At 41.9% G+C, this 24,404-nt stretch carries 18 protein-coding genes, 3 tRNA genes and 1 riboswitch; of the genes, 7 read left to right on the top strand and 14 right to left on the bottom strand.

All coding sequences use genetic code 11. The annotated features are described in order from the left end of the window. Positions 1 to 151 precede the first annotated feature (151 nt). Genes HPC41_RS12810 through HPC41_RS12795 form a run of 4 tightly spaced genes read left to right on the top strand, consistent with a single transcriptional unit; the run spans position 152 to position 8,911 of the window. Complete coding sequence (locus HPC41_RS12810; protein ID WP_172394391.1) at positions 152 to 4,066, top strand: response regulator; 3,915 nt, start codon at positions 152 to 154, stop codon at positions 4,064 to 4,066. A 4-nt stretch (positions 4,067 to 4,070) separates the two neighbouring features. Beyond that, positions 4,071 to 4,427 (top strand): response regulator transcription factor, encoded by a 357-nt coding sequence (locus tag HPC41_RS12805; RefSeq protein WP_172394390.1) that lies wholly within the window; start codon positions 4,071 to 4,073, stop codon positions 4,425 to 4,427. A gap of 9 nt (positions 4,428 to 4,436) precedes the next feature. Further along, entirely contained in the window at positions 4,437 to 5,504 is a 1,068-nt protein-coding gene (locus HPC41_RS12800) for a hypothetical protein (RefSeq protein WP_172394389.1), read from the top strand. After that, positions 5,498 to 8,911, top strand: coding sequence for a sulfatase-like hydrolase/transferase (locus HPC41_RS12795; RefSeq protein WP_172394388.1), 3,414 nt, complete (start codon positions 5,498 to 5,500; stop codon positions 8,909 to 8,911). The genes HPC41_RS12800 and HPC41_RS12795 overlap by 7 nt, the downstream gene beginning before the upstream one ends. A 5-nt stretch (positions 8,912 to 8,916) precedes the next feature. Here HPC41_RS12795 and HPC41_RS12790 read toward each other — a convergent pair whose 3' ends face one another. The 8 genes from HPC41_RS12790 to thiS all read right to left on the bottom strand — a co-directional run bounded on the left by HPC41_RS12790 (position 8,917) and on the right by thiS (position 16,174). Then, positions 8,917 to 10,158 (bottom strand): YaiO family outer membrane beta-barrel protein, encoded by a 1,242-nt coding sequence (locus HPC41_RS12790; protein WP_172394387.1) that lies wholly within the window; start codon positions 10,156 to 10,158, stop codon positions 8,917 to 8,919. 144 nt (positions 10,159 to 10,302) lie between these two features. Continuing rightward, on the bottom strand, positions 10,303 to 11,013 hold the full coding sequence (locus tag HPC41_RS12785; protein WP_172394386.1) for a HesA/MoeB/ThiF family protein: 711 nt from the start codon (positions 11,011 to 11,013) through the stop codon (positions 10,303 to 10,305). 4 nt (positions 11,014 to 11,017) lie between these two features. Continuing rightward, positions 11,018 to 12,142 carry a 2-iminoacetate synthase ThiH gene (gene thiH / locus HPC41_RS12780; RefSeq protein WP_172394385.1) on the bottom strand — a complete coding sequence of 375 codons (1,125 nt, stop codon included), beginning with the start codon at positions 12,140 to 12,142 and terminating at the stop codon, positions 11,018 to 11,020. Between the two features lie 10 nt (positions 12,143 to 12,152). Then, complete coding sequence (locus HPC41_RS12775; RefSeq protein WP_172394384.1) at positions 12,153 to 12,923, bottom strand: thiazole synthase; 771 nt, start codon at positions 12,921 to 12,923, stop codon at positions 12,153 to 12,155. Then, positions 12,920 to 13,552: a thiamine phosphate synthase gene (thiE, locus tag HPC41_RS12770; protein WP_246250629.1), complete on the bottom strand. Its 633-nt coding sequence runs from the start codon at positions 13,550 to 13,552 to the stop codon at positions 12,920 to 12,922. The genes HPC41_RS12775 and thiE overlap by 4 nt, the downstream gene beginning before the upstream one ends. After that, positions 13,504 to 14,115, bottom strand: coding sequence for a thiamine phosphate synthase (locus HPC41_RS12765; protein WP_172394382.1), 612 nt, complete (start codon positions 14,113 to 14,115; stop codon positions 13,504 to 13,506). Before HPC41_RS12765 ends, thiE begins: the two co-directional genes overlap by 49 nt. Next, a complete protein-coding gene (thiC, locus tag HPC41_RS12760) occupies positions 14,112 to 15,926 on the bottom strand; it encodes a phosphomethylpyrimidine synthase ThiC (protein ID WP_172394381.1) in 1,815 nt (604 codons plus the stop codon). The genes HPC41_RS12765 and thiC overlap by 4 nt, the downstream gene beginning before the upstream one ends. Before the next feature lie 41 nt (positions 15,927 to 15,967). Beyond that, on the bottom strand, positions 15,968 to 16,174 hold the full coding sequence (thiS, locus tag HPC41_RS12755; protein ID WP_172394380.1) for a sulfur carrier protein ThiS: 207 nt from the start codon (positions 16,172 to 16,174) through the stop codon (positions 15,968 to 15,970). A 60-nt stretch (positions 16,175 to 16,234) separates the two neighbouring features. Next, a riboswitch (TPP riboswitch) is annotated at positions 16,235 to 16,330 on the bottom strand. Between the two features lie 231 nt (positions 16,331 to 16,561). Here thiS and HPC41_RS12750 point away from each other — a divergent pair. After that, on the top strand, positions 16,562 to 19,201 hold the full coding sequence (locus tag HPC41_RS12750; protein ID WP_172394379.1) for an alpha-L-rhamnosidase: 2,640 nt from the start codon (positions 16,562 to 16,564) through the stop codon (positions 19,199 to 19,201). A gap of 254 nt (positions 19,202 to 19,455) precedes the next feature. On the opposite strand, the gene HPC41_RS12745 is transcribed toward HPC41_RS12750, so the two are convergent. The 6 genes from HPC41_RS12745 to pfkA form a co-directional block, all read right to left on the bottom strand. Beyond that, positions 19,456 to 19,540, bottom strand: a tRNA-Leu gene (locus HPC41_RS12745). Between the two features lie 5 nt (positions 19,541 to 19,545). Then, positions 19,546 to 19,618 (bottom strand) — tRNA-Gly (locus HPC41_RS12740). Positions 19,619 to 19,670: 52 nt separating this feature from the next. Beyond that, a tRNA-Phe gene (locus HPC41_RS12735) sits at positions 19,671 to 19,743 on the bottom strand. A gap of 176 nt (positions 19,744 to 19,919) precedes the next feature. Then, positions 19,920 to 20,918: a type I glyceraldehyde-3-phosphate dehydrogenase gene (gene gap / locus HPC41_RS12730; protein ID WP_172394378.1), complete on the bottom strand. Its 999-nt coding sequence runs from the start codon at positions 20,916 to 20,918 to the stop codon at positions 19,920 to 19,922. 4 nt (positions 20,919 to 20,922) lie between these two features. Continuing rightward, positions 20,923 to 21,774, bottom strand: a complete 852-nt coding sequence (locus tag HPC41_RS12725) for a hypothetical protein (RefSeq protein WP_172394377.1) — start codon at positions 21,772 to 21,774, stop codon at positions 20,923 to 20,925. 18 nt (positions 21,775 to 21,792) lie between these two features. After that, on the bottom strand, positions 21,793 to 22,770 hold the full coding sequence (gene pfkA, locus HPC41_RS12720) for a 6-phosphofructokinase (protein ID WP_420240158.1): 978 nt from the start codon (positions 22,768 to 22,770) through the stop codon (positions 21,793 to 21,795). 185 nt (positions 22,771 to 22,955) lie between these two features. Between pfkA and HPC41_RS12715 the strand changes: the two genes are divergently transcribed. After that, complete coding sequence (locus tag HPC41_RS12715; RefSeq protein ID WP_172394375.1) at positions 22,956 to 23,627, top strand: NUDIX hydrolase; 672 nt, start codon at positions 22,956 to 22,958, stop codon at positions 23,625 to 23,627. Between the two features lie 172 nt (positions 23,628 to 23,799). Further along, entirely contained in the window at positions 23,800 to 24,399 is a 600-nt protein-coding gene (locus tag HPC41_RS12710; protein WP_172394374.1) for a TetR/AcrR family transcriptional regulator, read from the top strand. Positions 24,400 to 24,404 lie beyond the last annotated feature (5 nt).

Here is a 24,404-nt window from a genome sequence, read left to right as displayed (position 1 = left end):
AGCTAATCTTCATTTCCAGAACCAACTATTTTGAATTAGGATTGTTCCTTTAAAGAACGTATCTAATGATATTTCCTTATTATTTATGTGTTCAACAATGTTTTTGTTAACTTCACAAACACAATTAACCATATATAACAGATAGCAATTTATGGCAGGTCAAAATTTCCCCGAAAATGAGAAGCAAAGAATAGAGAAATTAAAGTCCTATGAGTTAATGGGATTAGGGAAAGAGCCAGAATTGGATGTATTTGCCCAGGCTGCTTGTTTGATAACAGATTGTCCAGCAGCATTGATTGCCATAATGGAGGAGCACACACAACGTATACAAAGTTGTGTGGGCATCGAGCTGGATACCGTTGAGAGAAAGAATACCGTTTGCCAATACACTATAACGAGTAAAGAGGTGCTTGTTATCGAAGATACTTTTAAAGATCCGCGCTCATCCTCTAATCCATTGATACGTGAAGGCAATATTCGTTTTTATGCTGGTATACCGCTTCTAGATGATGATGGAGACGCGCTGGGAACCATTTGTGTCATAGATTTTCAACCCAAGTCACTTTCTGATAAACAACGTCATCTCCTGGAAGAATTAGGAAAAGGAGTGACTAAAATCCTTCTGGGAAAAAAAAGAAAACGGCAGGCGGGTTATTTCTCCGAAATCTTTCAATTAACGAATAATGTGATTTGTGTATTGGATGAAAGTTGTCAAATCAAAGATGTTAATCCAGCCTTTACCAACATATTAGGGATCCCGAGGCTCGATAGCATTGGGAAATCCTTGTTTACATTACTGCAGGATGAATCAAAGATCTTAGCAGCTGATTTAAAAAAGATCCTGAGTGTGGACTATGATATTCAATCTACCTCTTTGACGCTTATAGCGGATGGCAGTGAAGTAATTATCGAATGGCACTTTAAATATGACGCCATCAATCATGAAATTCTGGCCTTTGGCCGTAATGTTACAAAAGAACGGCAGGAAAAATTGAAACTGGAGAATTCGGAGCGCCGATTCCGAAGTTTTTTTGAGAACGCAATCGGGCTTATGAGTATGCATGATATGGAGGGGAATATTCTCGCTGTGAATGAAAAAGGTAGGGCGATGCTGAAATACGAACAGCAGGAGGTTAAGTCGCTTAATCTGAGGAAATTGGTTCCACCTCACCACGTGGGACTGGTTGAAGAATACCTAAAGCGTATCGCTAAGAATAAAGAGGACTCCGCAATGATGGTCTTACAGACAAAAGACGGTGAAGATATTTATTGGCTTTATCATAATATGGTCGAGGTTGATGAAGACGGCAAACCCTATGTGGTCAGTACAGCACTAAACATGACTGATCGCATGCGTCTCGAGAACGATCTACTGCATACTAAACAGATTCTAGAACAGACCAATGCCGTTGCTCAAGTCGGTGGATGGGAAGTGAACCTCGCCGAAAATAAAGTATATTGGTCCGACTCAACAAAATTAATTCATGGTGTTGATCCGCATTTTACACCTGATTTTGAACACGCTATTGGCTTTTATGAATCGGATAGCCAACTAGCACTGCGGCATATATTCGAAGAATCGGTCCGTAGTAGAAAACCCTATGATACGGAACTTCGCCTGTTAAAACAGAATGGAGAAACAATCTGGGTCAGGGTGAAAGGAATCCCTGAATTTGAGAATGATGTCTGTAAGCGTGTATTTGGTATCATTCAGGATATCGATAAGAGTAAATCGCTGTATCTTGAATTGGAACGTAAAGAATCCATGTTGCGAGCCTTTGTAAATTACGTGCCCGCGTCCGTTGCGATGTTTGACCGTGATTTTAATTATGTGTCGCTGAGCAATCAATGGATTGAAGATTTTCATAAGGATGAAAATCAATTGATCACTAAAAACCTGTTTGAACTTTTTCCGGATATTCCGGACCAGCGAAAGAAAATCTATCAAAATGCATTGCAGGGCATACCCTATAAGAATGTAGACGAAGTTATTCAGGTCGGCGGAATTGCCGAACCACAACACTTCAACTGGGAGGTAAGACCATGGCACCTGACCGATGGAAGTATAGGCGGAATAATTATCTTCACGCAGAATATTACGGAATCTGTACATATCAATGAAGAGTTAAAACGCGCAAAAGAATTGGCAGATTTGGCGAGTAAGGCCAAATCCGAATTTTTGGCGAACATGAGTCACGAAATTCGGACGCCATTGAATGGCGTAATCGGATTCTCGGATTTATTACTGAAAACTCCGTTGAATGATACCCAAATGCAATATCTGGGGTATATTAATGAATCTGGCAACAGTTTGTTGAACATCATCAATGATATTTTGGACTTTTCGAAGATTGAGTCCGGAAAACTTGAGCTGTTTGTCGATAAATATAATGTATATGATATCGCAAACCAAGTGATCAATGTCGTATTATACCAAGCGCAAAGAAAAGAAGTCGAATTGCTTTTAAATATCGAACAAGGGTTGCCGGCCTTTATATGGGTTGACGAAGCGCGTATTAAACAAGTTCTTATTAATTTATTGGGCAACGCGGTTAAGTTTACGGAGCAGGGTGAAATCGAGTTTAAAATAAGTAGACTCCATCATGAACGCGATAAACTAAGTCTTCGCTTTGAAGTGCGTGATACGGGGATAGGAATACCTGAGGAAAAACAGCTGCGTATTTTTGATGCTTTCACCCAGGAAGACAGTTCGGTCAGCAAACGATATGGCGGAACTGGGCTAGGACTGACCATCTCCAATAATTTATTAAAGTATATGGGGAGCAAGTTAAACCTAACCAGCCAATTAGGAAAAGGATCGACATTCTACTTTGATATTGAAGTTGCCTGTGAAGAGATGGCAAGCCAAGATGCAGATTTGCCATTAAATAGAGTACTTGTGGTGGATGATAATGCCAACAACCGTATTATTCTGCAGCACATGCTTGCTTATAAGCAGGTTGAATCTGTCTTGGCGGAAAATGGCATGGAAGCATTGCAATTGCTAATGAAAGGCGAACGATTTGATGTGATCTTAATGGATTATCATATGCCTATTTTATCTGGACTTGAAACTATTGAAAAGATTAAGGAACTCTTTCGGCACCAGGGAGAGGGCATTCCGTTGATAGTATTGCATACGTCTTCTGAAGAACACGAGGTAATTTCAGCATTTAGACAGGAAGAACGCTCGTTTTGCCTACTGAAACCCATTAAATCGGACGAATTATATCAGACCTTGCGCAGAGCAATTCAACAGAACAAGGAAGAGTTAGGGCAGGCGAAAGCTAATCTATCGCTAGATGCAAATGCTTACGGTAGGGGGATCCAAGTTTTGCTAGCTGACGACAATGCGGTAAACATGGCCTTAAATTTAAGAATGATGGCGAGTATTATGCCGGATGCAATTTTAACAGAGGTGTCAAACGGAGCAGAGGCGATCCGGGCTTGTGAAGAGAAATATTTTGACCTTATCCTGCTGGATGTGCAAATGCCGGAAGTTGACGGTATCGAAGCAACAAAAAAAATTCGCCAGATGCAGCGATATCAAAACACGCCGATTATTGGTATTACTGCTGGTAATGTTTCCGGAGAGAGGGAGCGTTGCCTAGCGGCTGGTATGTCTGACTTTCTGGCTAAACCTATTCGGCAGCAGGACTTGTTCAATGCGTTACAACAGGCGATGTTATCCGTCGAAGTTCCTGAAACACCAGGAGCAGAAACAGATGATTTAGTGATGCATTTGGATATGCAGCGTCTAAATGAACAAGCTGGTGATGATCCTGCATTTTTATCCTTCTTCCTTGACTTGGTCATCAAAGAAATTACTGCCTCCAAAGCACAAATTGTGGCGGTAAAAAGCGACAATGACCTGAAGCGTATTAAGGAGCTTTTACATAAATTAAAGGGAACCTCCTCAACGGCTGGACTCATTAAGCTTGCACAATTGACGAGAGAATTGGAAGCTAGTATTTCGTCCGAAACCGATCTATCAGAAGCCTTTTCGGCTATTGAAGAAGAGATGGAGACTGGCTTGGATTTGATTACAAAAATTTTAAATAGATAGGAATATGTTGATTTTAATTGCCGAAGACGACGAGTTAATTTTACGTACCGTAGAACACAAATTAGTAAAGGAAGGCCACGAAGTAGTTTTAACCAGAAATGGCCGCGAAGCCATCGAAAAAATCAGTGAACTGGATTTGGATTTGGTTGTGACTGATATCATGATGCCTTTTGCTTCTGGAATAGAAATTCTTTCAGCTATCAAAAGTATCGAAAAAAAGATTCCGGTCATTGTATTGTCGAGCATGGGACAGGAAGAGGTTGTTGTGGATGCCTTCGATCTTGGTGCTTCCGACTTTATGGTTAAACCATTTAGTCCAAATGAGTTGATGTTGAGAATAAAACGGCTAACAGACAAATAGCGTTAAACTATGCATTATGATATCGCGCTACACGAACTTATCTTGGCGATTATCGTCGTCCTGATCTTGGTATTGCTACTGATTATCTCGGTATTGTCCTATAGTTTTTATAGCTATAGAATCTTACATTACCGTCACATGTGGAAGCGAATTATCGAATATAAGATTATGGAGACGATTGTCGGCGGTGACGGAGAAAGCGAACGTGACAGTGCATTCAGTAAGCATTTGAAAGAGCCTTCGTTCCGGGCACTTTTTTTGAATGTACTGGTCGACTCTGACCGAAAATTTTCAGGAGCAGCCAAACAAGCCATTAATTCATTATTTCATCAGTTTAAATTAGAAGACGAAGCTTGGCGGAAACTTCGTGAGAGGAAAGCTTATCGCGTAGCTGGTGGTATACAGGAATTAGCTGCGATGAATGTTGAGGCAGCAATTCCTGAAATTAAAGCCAAGCTACATGATGAACGCACGACCGTTTATCAAGAAGCACAATATGCAATGGTGAGCTTTGAGGGCTATGAAGGTCTAGGTTTTTTGGAACATTTCAATAAACCCTTATCAGATTGGCAGCAATTACGTCTTTTATACTCCATTCATCAAATACCTGAACAATCTGACTTGCAGGTAGATGTGTGGTTAAAGAGTACAAATGACTCCGTTGTTATTTTTACCCTTCGCTTGATTAGAAAATTTAGATTGATGACCTATTATACAGCGATCTATGATTTGCTTGACCATACCGCTACTGCCGTTCGTGTACAAGCTATACGAACGATGCAAGCCATTGAAAACAGCACGACAGTCAGACAGTTTATAACCTGCTTTGGTCAACAGCCAATTGAAGTTCAGCTTGAAATTTTAAAATCCATGAAGGCCGCTAGGAGTAAAGAAAGTGAGGAGTTTTTGAAGGAACAATTGTGGAATCATCAGGAGGTCGCGATCAAAATCGCTGCGGCTGAAGTGCTCGTCGTTTTAGGGGAAAGATATTACCTACAAGAAATTTCGCAGCAGTCAGATACATATGATCAGCTTAAACAAATTATAAAACACGCTTTGCAAGAGAAAAAATGTTAGAGTTTTCCCATATTGTATATGAAATTTTAGTTTGGCTATTTTTGCTTTATTCTGCTGCGGTATTCATTATCTACACGTGGATAGGTCTATATGCTTATGGAGCGGTATTCCGTTATAAACATAATAATACCTTTACGGATTACAGTATTATTGCCACAAATCCCAATGCACCTACTTTTAGTCTGATCGCTCCAGCTTACAACGAAGGAATGACCATTGTCGAAAATGTGCGTTCATTACTGTCTCTGTATTACCATAATCTGGAAATTATCATTGTGAATGATGGCAGCAAAGATGACTCCATGCAAAAACTGATCGCATCCTATCAGCTCGAGCCAACATCCTTTTTTGTTCAGGGAAATATTGAGACCAAGAAAATAAGAGGGATTTATAAAAGCAAAAATCCTGCTTTTAAAAAACTTATCGTCGTTGATAAAGAGAATGGTGGTAAAGCGGATGCACTTAATGTTGGCGTCAATATCTCATCCGGTGATTATATTGTTTGTATTGATGTTGATTGTATTCTGGAGCAAGATGCCATATTAAAACTAGCTAAGCCTTTTTTGGAACAAACAGATAAGCGCGTAATCGCTTGTGGAGGCGTCATACGTTTGGCCAATAACTGTCATGTGGTTAACGGATCTGTCGTAGATGTCAACTTGCCAAAATCGTGGTTAGGACGCACACAGGCGCTGGAGTATATCCGTGCCTTTATTTTAGGGCGGATGGCTTGGTCCAGGGCTTCGGGACTGATTCTAATTTCTGGAGCATTTGGTGCCTTTGACCGTCAGATCGTCCTTGCCTGCGGGGGATATGACAGAAATACGGTGGGCGAAGACATGGAACTTGTCGTTCGGATGCGACGCTATATGGAAGAGCAAAAGCAAGCCTATAAAGTTGTCAATATTCCAGATCCCTTATGTTGGACCGAAGTGCCTGAATCCAAAGAGGTCTTGCGAAAACAGCGTAACCGCTGGATGAGGGGCACCATGGAAACGTTATGGAAGCATCGCAAACTGATGTTTAATCCTAAATATGGCCGTTTTGGTATGATCAGTATGCCTTATTGGTTTTTCTTTGAGTTTTTGGGGCCAGTGGTCGAATTTACAGGTTACATTGTTTTCGCGGTTTTTTTTATCCTCGGTATTATCAATTGGCCTTTTTTCTTCGCTTTATTTGGTTTGGTAATTGCCTCTGGGGTACTCTATTCGATCTATGCTATCCTAGTGGATCTGGTCAGTCACCAAGTGTATACAAAAAAACGAGACCTCTCCACGCTGATCGCAACCGCTATACTTGAGCCGCTATATTTTCACCCTATTGTCGTTAAAGCCAGTGTACAGGGAGTTGTCGATTACTTCCGTAAACAGCATGGCTGGGGCGAAATGACTAGACAAGGTTTTCAGCAAAAAGAGGCAAACGAGTCCGTTTGGAAATACATCGGTCTGCGATTCGCTTCAGCATTGAAGAGTATAAGCCCCGTGATGCTGGTTTTCTTTGTGTTATACATGTTATCTATTGGCGTGGAATGGTGGTGGTATGGCCGACGTTTTGCAGAAATTGCAGATGCGGGGAAATACCTGCTTGCTGATAACTTGCTGTTCGCTTTTCAAGCTTTAGCCTGTGTAGGTTTCGGGTATTTATTGTTTCAATTCCTCAGCAGTTTTTGGGCCAAATTCCTATTGGTTGTTTCGTTTTCATCTATCGTTGTCATCCAATTTATCCTGTTTTTGTACTTTGGAGAATCAAGAAATCTGCTTGGTGCAGATCTCTTTTATTACAGCTCCGGAGAGATGAAGCAGATTTTGGAAGCCAGCGGCATGTTGAGCTTTAAAAATATCGCCTTACTGTTGTTACTGATTGTGACGACTTGGATTCCGCTTTGGATTGCCAATAAGCGAACCTTTAAAAAGGCCTATGTAGGGATTGTACTCCTGTCGTTGGGTGCTGTATCCTATTTTATTTCTTCAGCTTCGATTTTGGGCACTCCTGGTACAAAGGATGAATTCGTGGCCAATGTTAGTCGAAGCAAGTGGCGTTATTTTTTTGAATCCAATTTATCAAATTATGCTGAAGAGCATCCCGGAATGTTGACTGCGCTCTATCAAGATGATGACGATGTAGATCCAAAAGAAATGGATAATAAATTCCCTTTTTTGAAAATGGAAGATACGAAGGATTTTTTGGGAGCCTATTTTGAGAAAACAACAAGAGCCCCAAATCTGGTCGTCCTCGTGATCGAAGGCCTAGGACATGCTTATAGTTCAGAAAATGGCTACATCGGTAATTTTACGCCATTTATAGGCACGTTAAAAAAACAATCGTTGTATTGGGAAAATAACATAAGTTCGTCCGGGCGGACATTTTCTGTTTTGCCTACGCTAACGGGGTCGTTGCCATTTGCAGTGCATGGTTTTCTTGAACAGGATACATTGCCTAATCATTTTAATCTTTTTAATATCTTGAAACACAATGGTTTCAGTACGGGATTCTTTTATGGAGGGCATTCCAATTTCGATTTTATGAAAAAATTTATGGACTATAATAAAATCGATAAGCTTATTGATCAGGATGCTTTTGGTCCACCCTATAAAAAACTGCCTGAAAAAGGGGGCGAAAGCTGGGGTTATGAAGATCAGGCGGTGTTTAGCAAATTGCTTGAAGTACAGAAGCTGCAGGAAAGGCCGTATTTCCATCTGCTTTTGACATTGTCCACGCACAATCCTTTCTTGATCAACAATACAGGATATTACGAGCGGTTATTTGACCAACGAATTGCAGCTATGGATTTCTCACCAATGCAAAAAAAATGGGCCCAGGAAAACCGGACCCAACTCGTATCCGTCTTAAATTTGGATGATGCGATGGAAAAGTTTTTTGCAGCATATAAAAAGAGACCGGATTTTGCAAATACTATTTTTATTATTACAGGCGATCATGCTATGCCGGAAATCCCATTGCAAAATAAAATTGACCGGTATCATGTACCGCTATTGATTTATTCGCCATTGCTAAAACAAGCGAAGACCTTTCACAATATTGTGAGCCACTTTGACATTGCCCCTTCATTGTTGGCCTACTATAGGGCAAATTTTGGCATCAAAACCCCCCAACAAGTGACCTGGGTCGGTCAGGGCCTTGATCAAGGCACTTTGGGAAAAGGAACAGGGATAGCCATGATGCAGAGCAAAAGTCAACTGATCGATTTTGTACGGGGCAATTATCACCTTTCCGAAGGACAATTATATAAACTGGATGGAAACCTGAATGAAGACCTCGCTCCGGATAACATGAAAGACGAGATGTCTAAGCACTTTGAGTTGTTTAAGCGCAAGAATAAAGTATTTTCTACCCAAAAGCGCCTGCTACCCGATAGTGTTTATACGAATTACTTTAGTCCTTTGTAGAAAGACTAAAATTTGCGGATATAACCAAGGATGACGTCCAGCTGATTTCCCTTTTCTTTTGGTCGGAATTCTTGGTTGTAATACGTGCCGGAGATCGAAAAGAGGTTATTTTGCCTGACCGAAAAATTATACTCAGCACCAACTTTGAAAGTCTTCAATTTGTAGGAAGCGTTGTTCAAAAGATTATTTCGGTTTTCTTCTGGACTCAACCCTGTTCCTGCACTAAATCCGAGGTAATCGTTTGCGCCCTTCGTGTAGTACCGTACTGTGCCGGTATACGATTGGGAGATATTTTTCTCACCTGGTGTAAGATAGGTTCTCAGATTGAACCAAAAGTTCTCATAATACTTTCCGACTGAGGCCGTATACATCCAGATATTATCGCTGAAATAGAGTTGACGATACCCAACTTCCCCTTCGAAACTATTTGGTAAATTTGCATATAATGAGACGCCAGTTCGGTATTTTGCAAATATGCCAACATTATTGGAGTACCCTGCACCTACATAGAGATAAAATATCTTGGATAGGCGTGGATAAGCTTCCATTTCAAACTGTATACCGTTTGCGGCAAATTTATTGGCATAGTTTGTTCTAAAGATCACAGATCCAATAGAGGTAGCCCGTTTATAGCTCAATCCAACGATGTGCCAGTTGTGATCAAATTGTTTGTCGAAATAGACGAAATTATAGGTTAACCCGATGGCGTTTTTAGCGGTATACTCCTCAATGTTCTTAGCCAAGGATCGCGCTTCCGCGTTTTTCGGGTCAATCTTTAACAATTGGTGAACCGTATTTTCGGCGACTTCATAGTGATTTTCGCTATAATTGATCTTGGCTTTTAACAACAATAGATCCTGTGATTGTGGGTGGTAATTTAGCCCCCTGTCTGTAAGCTGGGTTGCTTTCTCAGTCTGGTCATTCCAGTACTCAAGCGCCGCGTAGGCTAAAAAAAAGTCTTCATCCTTTGTATTGCTCTTATCGAGCTCATGAAAGAGCGTACGGGCTGAATCAATCTTGTCTGACCAGGTGTAAAGGCGCCCAAGAAAGATACTGATGTCCGTATAATCAGGTGCCTGTAGAAGTGCCTGTTTCGATAATTGTATGGCCTGCGGATAATCTTTTGAATCGAAGGCTACCTTGCGTGCTTTGGCGAAGAGATCATCAGCAGTGATTTTTGCCTCTTGGGCCATTGAAAATAAAGGTAATAAAGCGAGGGATAGTAATGGATAAATTACTTTTTTCATTCCAGATTGTATAGTTTATATATTAGCTTCCTAATATATAAACTAATATTAGGAATTATTGTTTTCAAATGCTTGTTTATAAAAGAATTTTCCATCACAAATGCTGAGCTCCCTGCCTTTTAGGGAACTGTTTAAGCTTTATGTTTAGAAAGATAGCTTCGTAAAACGCCAGTTTAAGGTGTCCACTAGTGTCAATTGATTACAATCTACAGGAAGTTCGGCGGCTATTTTAAGTACCTGCATGGCCATCATGCTTCCGATAATCCCTGGCAATGGGCCCAGTACACCATTTTTATCACAGTTAGGTACTTGTTCCGATGGCGGAGCAGTCGGAAATAAATCCAGTAGATTTTTGCTACCATTATAATTAAATACGGCCAATTGACCCTCAAATCCATATATACTCCCATACACCAAAGGCTTGTTGAGTCTTAAACAGGTTTCATTGAGGAGATAACGCGTTTCAAAATTGTCGCAACAATCCACAATGATATCATAGGGTCGCAAGATTTCCACTGCATTGCCAGCATCTATTTTTACCTGTAAGGGCCGGAAATCAATTGTACTGTTATGCTGTTGCATAAAGTCAGCAGCACTGCTGACTTTGGTTTTATGGAGCTGCTTTTCGCTATGGATCACCTGCCTGTTGAGGTTATGGAGCTCAACCTGGTCAAAGTCAGCCAGAGCAAGCTTACCAATGCCAGCAGCGGCCAGATATTGCAATACTGGACTCCCCAGCCCGCCGGCTCCAATAATCAATACGTTGGCATTCATGATTTTTCGCTGCCCCGAGACACCAATTTCTTCGATAAAGATTTGTCGGCTATAGCGTTCGAAAATAAGATCCTTTTTCATCCATTTAACGAATTAGTCCTGAATATGTACTTTCCCAATCTTTCATTACCGGGGAATAACCCATTTTTCGGATTTGATTTTTTATTGTCTCCATATCCCGCTCGTCGCTGACTTCAAACTGTTCCAGCGCTTGTGGGTCGACGACATAACCCCCAGGATTTGTTTTGGAAGCTGCACTCATTGTGGTTACCCCGATGGGGATAATATGATCCCTAAAACTTTCATTTTCCCGGGTAGAAATGGAAATCTCGAGATTTTCATTCCATAAGCGGTAAGCGCAAATCAATTGCAGCAGATGTTTGTCCGAAAGATGAAAATTTGGTGCAACTGAACCTGCAGCTGGACGCAGCCGAGGAAAGGAAATTGAATATCGGGTTTGCCAATAGTTTTTTTGCAAATAGGCGATGTGGGCCGCCGTAAAAAAGCTGTCTACACGCCAATCCTCCAATCCGAGTAATACCCCCAATCCAATTTTATGAATGCCTGCCTGCCCGATACGGTCGGGGGTGTCAAGTCGGTAATCAAAATTCGATTTCTTGCCTTTGGGATGGTATTTCTTGTATACCTCCCGATGATAAGTTTCCTGATAAACTAGCACTGCATAGACTCCTGCGGCCTGTAGGAGTTGATATTCCGCCTGATCTAAGGGCTGTACCTCAATGGAAATCTGTGAGAAATGTGGTTTTAACAGCGCAATGGCCTGGAGGAAATAATTAACTTCCACGGTCTTGTTTGCTTCACCACTGACCAATAGCACATGGTTGACTCCCATGGATTTAAGCGCCATCGCTTCGAGCAACAATTCAGTATTATTGAGTGTTTTGCGCCGAATCTTATTGTCCATGCTGAACCCACAGTAAGTACAGATATTCTGGCATTCATTGCTGAGGTAAAGCGGAGCGTAGAGCTGTATGGTCTTGCCAAACCGCCGCTGCGTAACCTGTTGTGTCTTGACGGCCATCTGCTCCAGATAGGGCGTTGCAGCTGGTGAAATAAGGGCGATGAAATCACTGAGCGTCAAATGCTCTTTGTTTAATGCCCGACGTACGTCCTGATCGGACGTCCCATAGATCTTTGTTTGGATTTCTTCCCAACTGTATTGGTCAAGTATCTCTTTAAAATCAGTCATGGTTTTTGGATCAATCGAATAAAAATGAAGTTAGCGGACTTGAACTGACTGCCCGCGAGGTAATGGGTCCCAAACCTGCTTCATAAGCCATGCGTCCAGCGATGACTGCTTGCTTAAAAGCCTCAGCCATGTGCAATGGATTATTGGAAATGGCAATTGCGGTATTGACCAATACTGCATCGGCACCGATTTCCATGGCTTTTGCAGCATCTGAAGGGGCACCAATTCCGGCATCTACGACCACCGGCACATTGCTTTCTTCGATAATGATTTCCAGAAAATCCAATGTACGAAGCCCTTTGTTGCTTCCGATCGGCGCCCCTAGAGGCATGACAACTGCAGTACCTGCGTTTTCCAGGCGTTTACAAAGTACGGGGTCTGCATGAATATAAGGCATGACCACAAAATCCAGTTTTGCAAGTGCCTCTGTCGCACGTAAAGTTTCAATTGGATCGGGTAACAGATAACGAGGGTCAGGGTGAATTTCAAGTTTTACCCAGTTTGTTTCCAGGGCTTCTCTGGCCAGTTGAGCCGCTAAAACAGCTTCCGCCGCTGTTCTAGCACCCGAAGTATTGGGAAGCAAGTCTATTTTTGTTAAGTTGAGTACAGCAGTTAATTCGTCATCCGCCGCGATCTGATCGATACGCTTAAGTGCAACGGTAATGAGCTGTGAGCCGGATGCACTAACGGCGGCGCTCATTTCGTTCAAATTACCGAATTTGCCCGTCCCCATAAATAACCTGGATTCAAAGCTGCGATTTGCTATTTGTAATGTGCTCATGGTAAAAGATTTTTAATGGATGAAATAATGTTCGGTGTTTGAGTGATCAATCCTGATACAGCGACACCATAAACTCCTATCTGTGTTAAATGTTGTATATCTTCGAGACTGCTGATCCCGCCAATAGCGAAGATCGGAACAGGAGGAAGCTCCTGCCGCCGGATTTCCTGGATGATATTTTCATATCCAGCTATACCCAACAGTGGACTGAGTTTTTGTTTTGTATACGTGTGCTTAAAAGGACCGAGTCCTATATAATCACATTTTTCTACTATTCGACGTTGTACATCTTCCAAGCTATTTGCTGTCCCACCTATAACTTTCGATGGCCCTAATAACTGGCGGGCTTCAGCTATACCGCAATCCGTTAAGCCTAGGTGTACGCCATCGAGATCCAGTTCCTTGGCTAGTTTTACATGATCATTGATAATGCATTTTGCACCAAACTGCTGGCAAATATGTAATATTTGACTCGCAAGTAATGAAAACTCCGGTTCTTCCGCTTGTTTCCATCGGATCTGAATCCAGGTAGCACCGGCGTCCAATGCTTTAAGGATATTGTTCTTTTGGTCTGTCAGTGTCAATCCCTGGGAGATATATTGTAATTTTTCGAGCATAGCTGTTTGCATGTTTTAAAATGTTGGATAGGATCAGGATCCTGCCAGAGGGCGCCTAATAAAGCAATTCCATCGGCTCCCGCTTGGATGGGAAGTAGACAATTTGCTGCTGTTATTCCTCCCAACCCAATTAAGCCGACATCCAAATTGGTCCGCAAGGGAAGTTGACCCAAAAGGGCATTTTCTTGTCCATAACCTGCTTTAGAAATACTTGGAAATAAGGGGCTTAAAAAGGCGTAATTCCATCTTTTATCCAAGGCATTGAACTGATCGATGTGATGGACCGAAGTCGAATAAATGCTTCCGAAATGATGCCTGTTGAATGGGCCGCTTTGCCGAAGATGCGCATTGAAATGAATTCTGTTTATATGAAGTGCATCAGACAGCCACGGATGGGAGTGGAGAACCAATCGATCATGGTATGTCGCATCTATGGATGCGACATACTGATACATTTGCTCGTCCGTAAAATGATATTTGCGTAGATGCAGGAGATCAAGCCCATGTGCAAAGAGATGATGGATGATATTCATTTCTGAGGCAACTTCCTCCGCTGCTGTCAACGCAATGATCATAAGTAGATTTCCTTTCCTTGAGCGATGAATTCCTGCGATTTTTCCAACATGCCCTGTGCGGCAGTATCCCGGATTTCCTGTGTAATTTTCATGGAGCAGAATTTTGGTCCGCACATCGAGCAGAAATGGGCTACTTTGGCGGCATCCGCGGGTAGCGTTTCGTCATGATATTCACGGGCAGTATCCGGATCAAGGGATAGGTTGAACTGATCCTCCCATCGGAATTCAAATCTGGCCTTGCTCAGAGCGTTGTCACGGTACTGTGCCCCGGGGTGTCCTTTAGCGAGATCTGCAGCATGCGCTGCCAGTTTGTAGGTGATAACACCATCTTTTACATCTTTTTTGTTGGGCAGTCCAAGATGTTCTTTTGGAGTTACATAGCATAACATGGCACAGCCATACCAGCCAATCATTGCCGCGCCAATAGCTGAGGTAATGTGGTCATATCCCGGTGCGATATCTGTGGTCAGCGGACCTAAGGTGTAAAATGGAGCTTCGTCGCAACATTCCAGCTGTTTTTCCATGTTCTCTTTGATAAGTTGCATAGGAACGTGCCCCGGTCCCTCGATCATCACCTGTACATCATGTTTCCAGGCGATCTTTGTCAACTCACCCAAGGTTTCAAGTTCCGCAAATTGTGCAGCGTCATTGGCATCTGCAATAGCGCCTGGGCGCAAACCATCACCAAGCGAGAAAGCCACATCATACTGCTTCATGATGTGGCAGATCTCTTCAAAATGGGTATACAGAAAGTTTTCCTGATGATGAAAAAGACACCATTTGGCCATAATCGATCCCCCTCTTGAAACGATACCAGTTACGCGCTTTGCCGTTAAATGAATATAGCGCAGTAGGACACCGGCATGGATAGTAAAATAAGACACACCCTGTTCAGCCTGCTCAATCAAGGTATCTCGAAAAATTTCCCAGGTAAGATCTTCGGCGACGCCTTTCACTTTTTCAAGCGCCTGATAGATTGGAACAGTGCCTATCGGTACCGGTGAGTTGCGGATAATCCATTCGCGGGTTTCGTGGATATTTTTGCCTGTAGACAGGTCCATGATGGTATCGGCACCCCAACGGCAGGCCCAGACGGCTTTTTCTACCTCTTCTTCAATGCTGGAGCTGACCGCACTATTGCCGATGTTGGCATTGATTTTTACCAGAAAATTACGACCAATAATCATTGGTTCACTCTCCGGATGATTGATATTATTGGGAATGATTGCCCTACCTGCAGCGATTTCCTCTCGCACAAACTCGGGTGTAATATATTTTCCGGTTGTTCGGGCGCCAAAGTTCTCCCCCGGATGCTGATGATCCATACCCGGTGTACTGTCGGCGAGTTGCTCGATACGTTGGTTTTCACGAATGGCAACATATTCCATCTCTGGCGTAATAATTCCTTTTCTGGCATAATGCAATTGCGTCACATTTTTTCCCTGCGCCGCAACCTTGGGTTTATGGCTGTAGGCAAAACGAAGTTCGTCTAATGTTTTATCCGCCAGACGCTCTTGACCATATGTCGAGCTGATACCTTCCAGCTGCTGTACATCCTTGCGGTCCAGAATCCATTGTTCGCGAAGACGCGGAAGTCCCTTACGAATGTCAATATTCTGTGTCCCGTCTGTATAAGGCCCTGAGGTATCATATATGGTGATAGGTGGATTCATTTCGATTTGTCCATTGCTCAATTTGGTGGGACTCAATGAAATCTGGCGCATGGCGACCTGGATAGGATAAAGCGTTCCCGGAACAAAAACCTTAGTGGAACTTGGAAAAGCTGTCTGTGTGATTTTTTCTGATGTCATATTAATGGGGAATTAGGTAAATTGAATATGTTGCTATGAGTTTAACCACCTTGTGTAGCAGTGATGAGCAGGAGTTGGTCATTAGATTGTAGGTAGGTTTTGGACCAGTCGTTTTTGGGAATAACCTGGTTGTTGAGCGCTACGGCGACACCTTGTGTTTTACCGGAAAGCTCAGCCTGTAAAAGATCGGCTAACGAGTTTGGTGCGGGGTCGAAAAATCGGATTTGATGATTGATTGTAAGTTCCATTCCTTTTTATTTTTTTGTAAAACTTTAGGAATGGCCACAACAATATACAGTAATGTATTTGAAAGACGGCTTACTTTTCCCTACGCCAGTATGATCCGGATCAGGTTATAAGGGTAAAATCTCAGCCTGCAAATGCAGACACCCCTAAAGTTGGAACTAATATAGGACTATTTTGATGAAAAATCCAAACATGAGCTTTAATTTTAAATACTTCGCTTAACAAGACAGTACAGTTTACTATCTTGGAAATAATTAATATATTCGTTTTTGAATCGACTAAAACAATTTAACACCTTTTGTAATCTTGTTGAATTCATCATGATCGTTCAGGATATGCATTCAATTCTATTGTGGGAGATACAAAAGGTCGATATGTATAAACTAAATATGCGAAAAATTTTACTGATGACAATGCTGGGTATGGGCACGGCCCTATATGCACAGCAGAAAAAAGAATGTGTCCCCGTTGCTCTCAGCTGTGAGCATCTCGCAAATCCAATGGGCGTAGATAAACTAAATCCTCGCTTAAGCTGGCAGCTCGATGATAAACGACAGGGAGCAAAGCAATCTGCTTATCACATTATGGTAGACACGGATTCAATGGCATTGGTGAAAAATAAATCCAGTATCTGGAATAGTGGAAAGCAGTCAAATTCCATTATGTTGGTCCACTACAATGGGACTGCACTGAAACCGCAGACAAAGTATTTTTGGAAAGTCCTGGTCTGGGACAAAGACGGACGTCCAAATACATCAACCATTGCCTCATTCGAAACAGGTATGATGGGGATAGAGAACTGGAAAGGGAAATGGATCAGTGATAACCACAATATCCATGAACAGACGGCTCCCTATTTTAGAAGAGCTTTTAAAACAAGCAAAGCAATCAAGTCGGCCCGTGCTTACGTTGCGGTAGCGGGACTCTATGAATTATCGGTAAATGGCAAAAAAATCGGCGACCACAGGCTGGATCCAATGTATACCCGATTTGATAAACGTACTTTATATGTGGTGGAAGACGTAACCCGGCAACTTCAGCAGGGAGACAATGTACTCGCTGTCGTCTTGGGAAATGGCTGGTATAATCATCAGCCCCTGGCTGTATGGAATTTCGACAAAGCGCCCTGGCGGGATCGCCCAACATTTTGTTTGGACCTGCGCATTGTCTATCAGGATGGCAGTGAGGAAACAATAAGTTCGGATCAAACCTGGAAGACTGCTGCAGGACCTATTCGCTACAATAATATCTATACGGGCGAACATTACGATGCGCGTCTGGAGGTACCGGGATGGGATATGCCAACCTTTGACGATGCACAGTGGCATACCGTTCAGTACCGGAATCCTCCCTCCGTAAATATTGTCTCCCAGCAGACCGTGCCCATACGCCTGGTGAAATCCTACGGCCCGAAATCAATAAAAAAGATTGATGACAGCACCTATGTCTTTGATATGGGGCAGAATATGGCCGGTGTGACAAAGGTCAAGATGCGGGGGAAAGCCGGGACTGTGATCAAGATCAAACATGGCGAACGATTGCATGCAAATGGACGCTTGGATCAGTCCAATATAGATGTTTATTATCGTGGGAATAAAGAGCTGGAACCCTTTCAAACCGATATCTTGACACTGAGCGGTAAGAAAGAGGATGAATTTATGGCAAAGTTTGGCTATAAAGGATTCCGCTACGTCGAAGTGAGCAGCAGTGAGCCGATCGTGCTGGATAAGTCGGCTGTTACGGCCTATTTTATGCATAGCGATGTGCGTCCTATTGGCCAGCTGACAACCTCTTCTGCGTTGATCAATGGATTATGGAAAGCAACCAATAATGCCTACTTATCCAATTTGATGGGTTATCCCACCGATTGTCCACAGCGGGAGAAAAATGGCTGGACTGGGGATGGTCACCTCGCTATTGAAACAGCTTATTATAATTTTGACGGTATTACGGTCTATGAGAAATGGATGGCGGATCATCGGGACGAGCAGCAGGAAAACGGTGTGTTGCCCGATATCATTCCAACAGGGGGCTGGGGTTACGGTACTGCAAATGGCTTAGACTGGACAAGCACAATTGCTATTATTCCCTGGCAGACTTATTTATTTTACGGTGATGCAAGCTTATTGGCTGACTGCTATGACAATATCAAACGTTATGTGGATTATGTGGACGGAATCAGTCCCAAAGGCTTGACAACCTTCGGTCGGGGGGATTGGGTACCGGTCAAATCGCAATCTAATCTTGAGCTAACTTCATCGGTCTATTTTTATGTGGATGCAACGATACTGGCTTCAGCTGCAAAAATGTTTGGCAAAACAGCTGATCAGCAGAAATATGAACAATTAAGCCAAAAAATCAAAGATGCCATCAATGCCAAATTTTTGAATACCGCAAAAGGGATCTACAGTGCCGGGACACAGACAGAGTTAAGCGTACCTTTATATTGGGGAGTGGTGCCGGATGCGATGAAAGCCAAAGTCGCTGCCAACTTAAATAGGAGGGTAGAAGAGACCAATTTTCACTTGGATGTCGGTGTATTGGGGGCAAAAGCACTTCTGAACGCTCTCAAGGATAACGGTTATGGGGAAACGGCATATAAAGTCGCAGTACAGGATACCTACCCCTCCTGGGGCTGGTGGATTGTCAATGGAGCGACCACCTTGCTCGAGAATTGGGACCTAAATGCAAAGCGGGATATCTCTGATAATCACATGATGTTTGGTGAAATCGGAGGCTGGTTTTTCAAATCAATCGGCGGGATTCTGCCGGATCCATCACAGGCTGGTTTTAAACATGTGCTATTAAAACCTATCTTCCCGAAGGAGCTCAAGGAGTCTTCCATTACTTACAATTCGCCCTACGGAGAGATTGTGTCCAGCTGGAAAGCGAATGGAGACAAGGTCGAATATCAGGTGGAGATACCTGCAAATGCCAGGGCGACCTTTTATCCGCCGGCAAATATCCGCGATGGTAAAGTAATCCAACTGGAGGCTGGAAAATATCACTTTAATTTGGAGTTGAAATAAAATAACACATTATAGGTTTAGGTTAGCCAATAAAGATCTAGGACCAATTCCTGACCAACTTCGTACCAATTTCTGCACTTTATCGGGAGCCGTTCGGGGCTCGATCGGAATCTCTGGCTATTTTTCCCGATGAAATCCCGAAGCGAACCCGATGAAAATTGCCGGAAAGGGCGAAGCTGATCAGAAGAAAGTTGGGAATTAATAGGAATAGGATATATAACAAGAAAAGCCCATCAATTGATGGGCTTTTCTTGTACCTAGGGCGGGAATCGAACCCGCACTCCCTTAACGGGAACAGGATTTTAAGTCCTGCGTGTCTACCAGTTCCACCACCTAGGCAGGTGAGCGAAAAACGAGATTCGAACTCGCGACCCCAACCTTGGCAAGGTTGTGCTCTACCAGCTGAGCTATTTTCGCATGGGAATTATTTTTCAAAGTATCCCAGAGCATTGCGTTCTGCTTCTTTCGGTGGTGCCAGCTGGATTCGAACCAGCGACACAAGGATTTTCAGTCCTTTGCTCTACCAACTGAGCTATGGCACCTTTTCAATATTAGCTGTTTGCCCTATTGATGCTGCAAATATAGAGGGATTATTTGAAATACAAAAGGCAAAAGTGCTTTTTTTTGCGTTTAAACGCCAACCTGTTGATTCCTAAGTGGAAAAAATAAAGGGTTATTCGATCTGAATAACCCTTTGATATTGTCCAAGTGGATCTTATTAAGATAATTTACCAACTTCTAATACGAGATCAACAATTTTGTTTGAATAACCCCACTCGTTGTCATACCAAGATACAACTTTAACAAAGTTATCATTCAAAGAAATTCCAGCTTTAGCATCAAAGATCGAAGTACGCGCGTCACCCAAGAAGTCTGTTGAAACTACATCATCCTCTGTATAACCCAAGATACCTTTCAATTCGCCTTCAGAAGCTTCTTTCATGGCAGTTTTGATCTCTTCGTAAGAAGCACCTTTATTCAAACGTACGGTTAAGTCAACAACTGAAACGTCAGCAGTAGGAACACGTAAAGACATACCAGTCAATTTACCTTTCAATTCAGGAAGAACCAAACCTACAGCTTTAGCAGCACCTGTAGAAGAAGGGATGATGTTTTGGTAAGCACCACGGCCACCTCTCCAGTCTTTCACTGAAGGACCGTCCACAGTTTTTTGAGTAGCTGTTACGGCGTGTACTGTAGTCATCAAACCTTCAACGATACCGAATTTATCATTCAATACTTTAGCGATAGGAGCTAAACAGTTTGTTGTACAAGATGCATTTGAAACGATATGTTGATCTGCTTTTAATTCTTTGTGGTTTACACCCATTACGAATGTAGGTGTGTCATCTTTTGCTGGCGCTGACATAACAACTTTTTTCGCACCTGCATCAATGTGTTTTTGAGCCAACTCTTGTGTCAAGAAGAAACCCGTAGATTCGATGATTACTTCAGCACCTACTTCATTCCATTTCAAGTTTGCTGGATCTTTTTCAGCAGTCACACGGATTGTTTTGCCATTCACGACCAAGTTACCATCTTTCACCTCTACAGTACCTTCAAATTTACCATGAGTTGAATCGTATTTCAACATATAAGCCATATAATCTGGCTCAACTAAGTCATTGATACCAACAATTTCAATTTCTGGACGATTGATAGCAGCTCTGAATGCTAAACGACCAATACGGCCAAATCCGTTAATTCCAATTTTCATATTCTTAATTTTTATTGATATAATATTTAATTAAATTATGTATCGGCTCCTTAACCACGGTGCCAATACTGATACTAAATTCTTCTGTCGCTACCTCCCGGAGGATATTTTCATAATTAAATGCCACCGAACCGGTGAAATTTACATCACTATCCGGATACTCTTTCATTAATGGCTTAATGTAAGTTTTAATAAAAATACGCAGTCCATTCTTGATTAGCTGATTGATAAAAAGATGCTCTTTGTTTTCAAGCACAAAATCCGTAAATGAATTTAGAAAGTTAGTGGGTTGTGGTGCTATGTACACCTTCTCCAAAATACTTTTCTTGTCCAGGGTAAATTCTTTCTCTAATTTTTCTTTCAGATCAAGCGGAAGGGTGTCCGTCATATAGTGTTTTAGCAATTGCTGACTATTCCAGTTTGTCGCACCTTCGTCCGCGAGGATGTAGCCCAAGCCATAGTTGTTCTCTATGATTTTCTTCCCTGTATAATAAGCCGCATTCGATCCGCTTCCAATGATGCCTACAATGCCTTTTTCATCCCCGAAAGTTGAAATTGCCGAAGCAATGACATCGTGGTCTACCTTGACCCTTGCGTTGACAAAGAAGCGTTCGAAGACATTTTTGATTTTATCTTTGCGCTCCTTGGAGGAAGAACCGGCACCAAAAAAATAAATACGCTTAATTTTTTCAGCGTTATTGATCAAATTGGTGTTTCTATTTAAATGCTGTAGTATGGACCGTTCATCCTGAAGATAGGGGTTGATACCATTCATGCGGAATCCGGTGGTTATCCGGCCTTTGTCAGCCAACCGCCAGTCTGAGAATCGAGATCCACTGTATACTACTGCTATCATAGTCTGCTTTGCTTTATATTATAAAATCTCAGCCATTTCCAATAGATCAGGGCTAAGTTTAATTTCCTTATTGCTGATCGCCTCTTCAATCGGTGTAGTTTTGATTTCATTACCGCGAAGCCCCACGGTGATGCGTGTATTGCCTGCTAAAATTTCATTCACCGCAGCAAACCCCAATCGACTGGCTAATACGCGGTCAAAACTCGTTGGAGCTCCACCACGTTGTAAATGCCCTAATATACTAACTTTCGTGTCGTAATGATCAAATTTTTCCTTTACTTTTTTTGCGACATAATATGCACCACCGTTTTGATCGCCTTCTGCGACAATAACAATGGACGAGGATTTCTTTTTAATCGCACCATCTTCCAGGTGACGGATCAGATCATCGATAGCCGTCTCTTTCTCAGGAAGTAAGATGGCCTCTGCACCGCCCGCAATTCCCGCGTTTAATGCGATACATCCGGAGTCTCTGCCCATTACCTCAACAAAGAAAAGGCGCTCATGGGAGGCCGCTGTATCTCTGATTTTGTCAATGGCTTCGATAACGGTGTTATTTGCGGTATCATAACCAATGGTATAATCAGATCCGTAAAGGTCGTTGTCAATCGTTCCGGGGATACCGACAATGGGAATCTCGAATTCTTTGGAAAAGAAATTCGCACCAGTAAAAGTTCCGTCACCACCAATCACCACCAAGGCATCAATCTCTGCTGCCTTCAAATTATCGTACGCGATTTTTCGTCCTTCAGTTGTTTTAAACTCAAGACAACGCGCTGTCTTTAATATTGTACCACCACGCTGGATGATATTGCTCACCGAACGGGTGTCCATTTCTTTGAAATTTCCGTCAATCAAACCTTGATAACCCTGATAAATCCCGGTTACCTCAAGGCCTTTGTGTAGCGCTGTACGTACAACCGCACGAATGCATGCATTCATGCCGGGTGCATCACCGCCAGATGTTAATACGCCTATTTTTTTAATTTCTTTTATCACACTCTATATTTTAGGTTTTACGAATATAAGATTTTTATAGTGTATATTCTACACTTTGAATAAATTTTTCATTATTTTTTTGCGCATCACGTTTAGGAAGCGTATAATTGTTACAGATAACCCGATGATTAGTAGCCGATAAATTTAGCTCAGTATATTGCACATAAATAAATTTAGAAGTTTTGTATAGTAATTTTACCGTAGACTGTGTCATATTAGGCTTTCATGAAGGAGAATTAAAGGTTCTCTTGGCTGAAAGAAATGAATATCCTTTTAAGGATTGGTGGGCATTGCCAGGCTTTTTCGTGGATAATGACGAAGAAATGGAAGATGCCGTAAAAAGAATTTTGTATGAAAATACAGGCCTGAAGGATGTATTTATGGATCAGTTGCATTCTTTTGCGGGGCTCAAACGGCACCCGAAAGGCCGTATTCTGACTGTCGCTTATTATGCCTTGATTCAGCTTGATAATACAAAGTTGAAAACCAAGCCTGTTACAAATTACATGAAGCAGGCAAAATGGTTCCCCGTTAGAAATGTACCTGAATTGGCTTTTGACCATAAGCAGATTTTGGATTTATGTCTGGAAAGATTACAGCGCCGTTTGGCCTATAAACCGATCGCTTTTGAGCTTTTGCCTGAAAAATTTACCCTCACTCAATTGCAGTTGGTGTATGAAGGGATATTAAATAAAACATTGGATAAGCGTAATTTCAGAAAGAAAATGCAGAATTATGGTTTTCTAAAGGAGTTGGACGAAGTGCAAACAGGCGTTGCTTATCGCGCTGCCCGCTTGTACAAGTTGGACAAAAGAAAATTTCTTAAACATTTTCAGAATACTGTAGCGTTTTAATAAAATCAGAGCTATTAACGAAAAGGCAAACTTCAAAAGTTTGCCTTTTTTGTTGTCAATTAAATATCAAATTAATAAGGATTTCGAAATATATTTTGTAGAGGAAGTTACTTTTTATATTTTTGAACAATTTCTGATAAAAGTCAGAAAGTAGAAAGGAGTTTTTTGAAGAATGGAAGATAGAAAAGACCAAATCATTGATGCCGCAATAAGACGCTTTATGCATTATGGATTTAGTAAGACAACAATGAATGAAATTGCAGAGGATATAAAGATCACTAAGGCAAATTTATATTATTATTACTCGGAGAAGAATGCGCTTATACGGGATGTTCTTATACGTTTGACAGATGAGTATAGAGCGGAGGAGGAAAAGTTGGTTGCAGCTCATAAAGGAACAACTTATGATCTGATCATGAAAATTTTAGAGATGCGGGATGCTTTTGTGCGTAAGTACTATATGTTGCATATGAACGAAAATCTAGAATGGATTAAGGGACTTTCAATGCAGGATTTCTTCCAGTGCTTACATAATCGTGATGTAAATGCGCTTTATGAAATATTTAAAGTGGGTGCAGAAAGTGGAGAACTCAATGGAGAACATCTGTATGAAACGGCGGAAATCTATGTGGAATTGATGAAAAGCTTATCGTTGATGTGCAATATTTCTGATATCATTTCTGGTATACCAAATCAAGACCGCTTTGATGAAGTGTTACAGAAACAAAAGCTCGCTACGAAGTTGTTTTTTAATGGCATAAATAAAAAGTAGATATA

Origin of the sequence: Sphingobacterium prati (assembly GCF_013167215.1) — a bacterium.
Classification (GTDB): Bacteria; Bacteroidota; Bacteroidia; order Sphingobacteriales; family Sphingobacteriaceae; genus Sphingobacterium; species Sphingobacterium prati.
Note: the sequence above shows the minus strand (reverse complement) of the source record. Positions and strands in the feature narration are given on the sequence as shown.

Excerpts from the sequence above, each read along its gene's own strand:
- HPC41_RS12810 (WP_172394391.1), top strand. The coding sequence starts at position 152 with ATGGCAGGTCAAAATTTCCCCGAAAATGAGAAGCAAAGAATAGAGAAA.
- HPC41_RS12805 (WP_172394390.1), top strand. The coding sequence starts at position 4,071 with ATGTTGATTTTAATTGCCGAAGACGACGAGTTAATTTTACGTACCGTA.
- HPC41_RS12800 (WP_172394389.1), top strand. The coding sequence starts at position 4,437 with ATGCATTATGATATCGCGCTACACGAACTTATCTTGGCGATTATCGTC.
- HPC41_RS12795 (WP_172394388.1), top strand. The coding sequence starts at position 5,498 with ATGTTAGAGTTTTCCCATATTGTATATGAAATTTTAGTTTGGCTATTT.
- HPC41_RS12790 (WP_172394387.1), bottom strand. The coding sequence starts at position 10,158 with ATGAAAAAAGTAATTTATCCATTACTATCCCTCGCTTTATTACCTTTA.
- HPC41_RS12785 (WP_172394386.1), bottom strand. The coding sequence starts at position 11,013 with ATGAAAAAGGATCTTATTTTCGAACGCTATAGCCGACAAATCTTTATC.
- thiH (WP_172394385.1), bottom strand. The coding sequence starts at position 12,142 with ATGACTGATTTTAAAGAGATACTTGACCAATACAGTTGGGAAGAAATC.
- HPC41_RS12775 (WP_172394384.1), bottom strand. The coding sequence starts at position 12,923 with ATGAGCACATTACAAATAGCAAATCGCAGCTTTGAATCCAGGTTATTT.
- thiE (WP_246250629.1), bottom strand. The coding sequence starts at position 13,552 with ATGCAAACAGCTATGCTCGAAAAATTACAATATATCTCCCAGGGATTG.
- HPC41_RS12765 (WP_172394382.1), bottom strand. The coding sequence starts at position 14,115 with ATGATCATTGCGTTGACAGCAGCGGAGGAAGTTGCCTCAGAAATGAAT.
- thiC (WP_172394381.1), bottom strand. The coding sequence starts at position 15,926 with ATGACATCAGAAAAAATCACACAGACAGCTTTTCCAAGTTCCACTAAG.
- thiS (WP_172394380.1), bottom strand. The coding sequence starts at position 16,174 with ATGGAACTTACAATCAATCATCAAATCCGATTTTTCGACCCCGCACCA.
- HPC41_RS12750 (WP_172394379.1), top strand. The coding sequence starts at position 16,562 with ATGCGAAAAATTTTACTGATGACAATGCTGGGTATGGGCACGGCCCTA.
- gap (WP_172394378.1), bottom strand. The coding sequence starts at position 20,918 with ATGAAAATTGGAATTAACGGATTTGGCCGTATTGGTCGTTTAGCATTC.
- HPC41_RS12725 (WP_172394377.1), bottom strand. The coding sequence starts at position 21,774 with ATGATAGCAGTAGTATACAGTGGATCTCGATTCTCAGACTGGCGGTTG.
- HPC41_RS12710 (WP_172394374.1), top strand. The coding sequence starts at position 23,800 with ATGGAAGATAGAAAAGACCAAATCATTGATGCCGCAATAAGACGCTTT.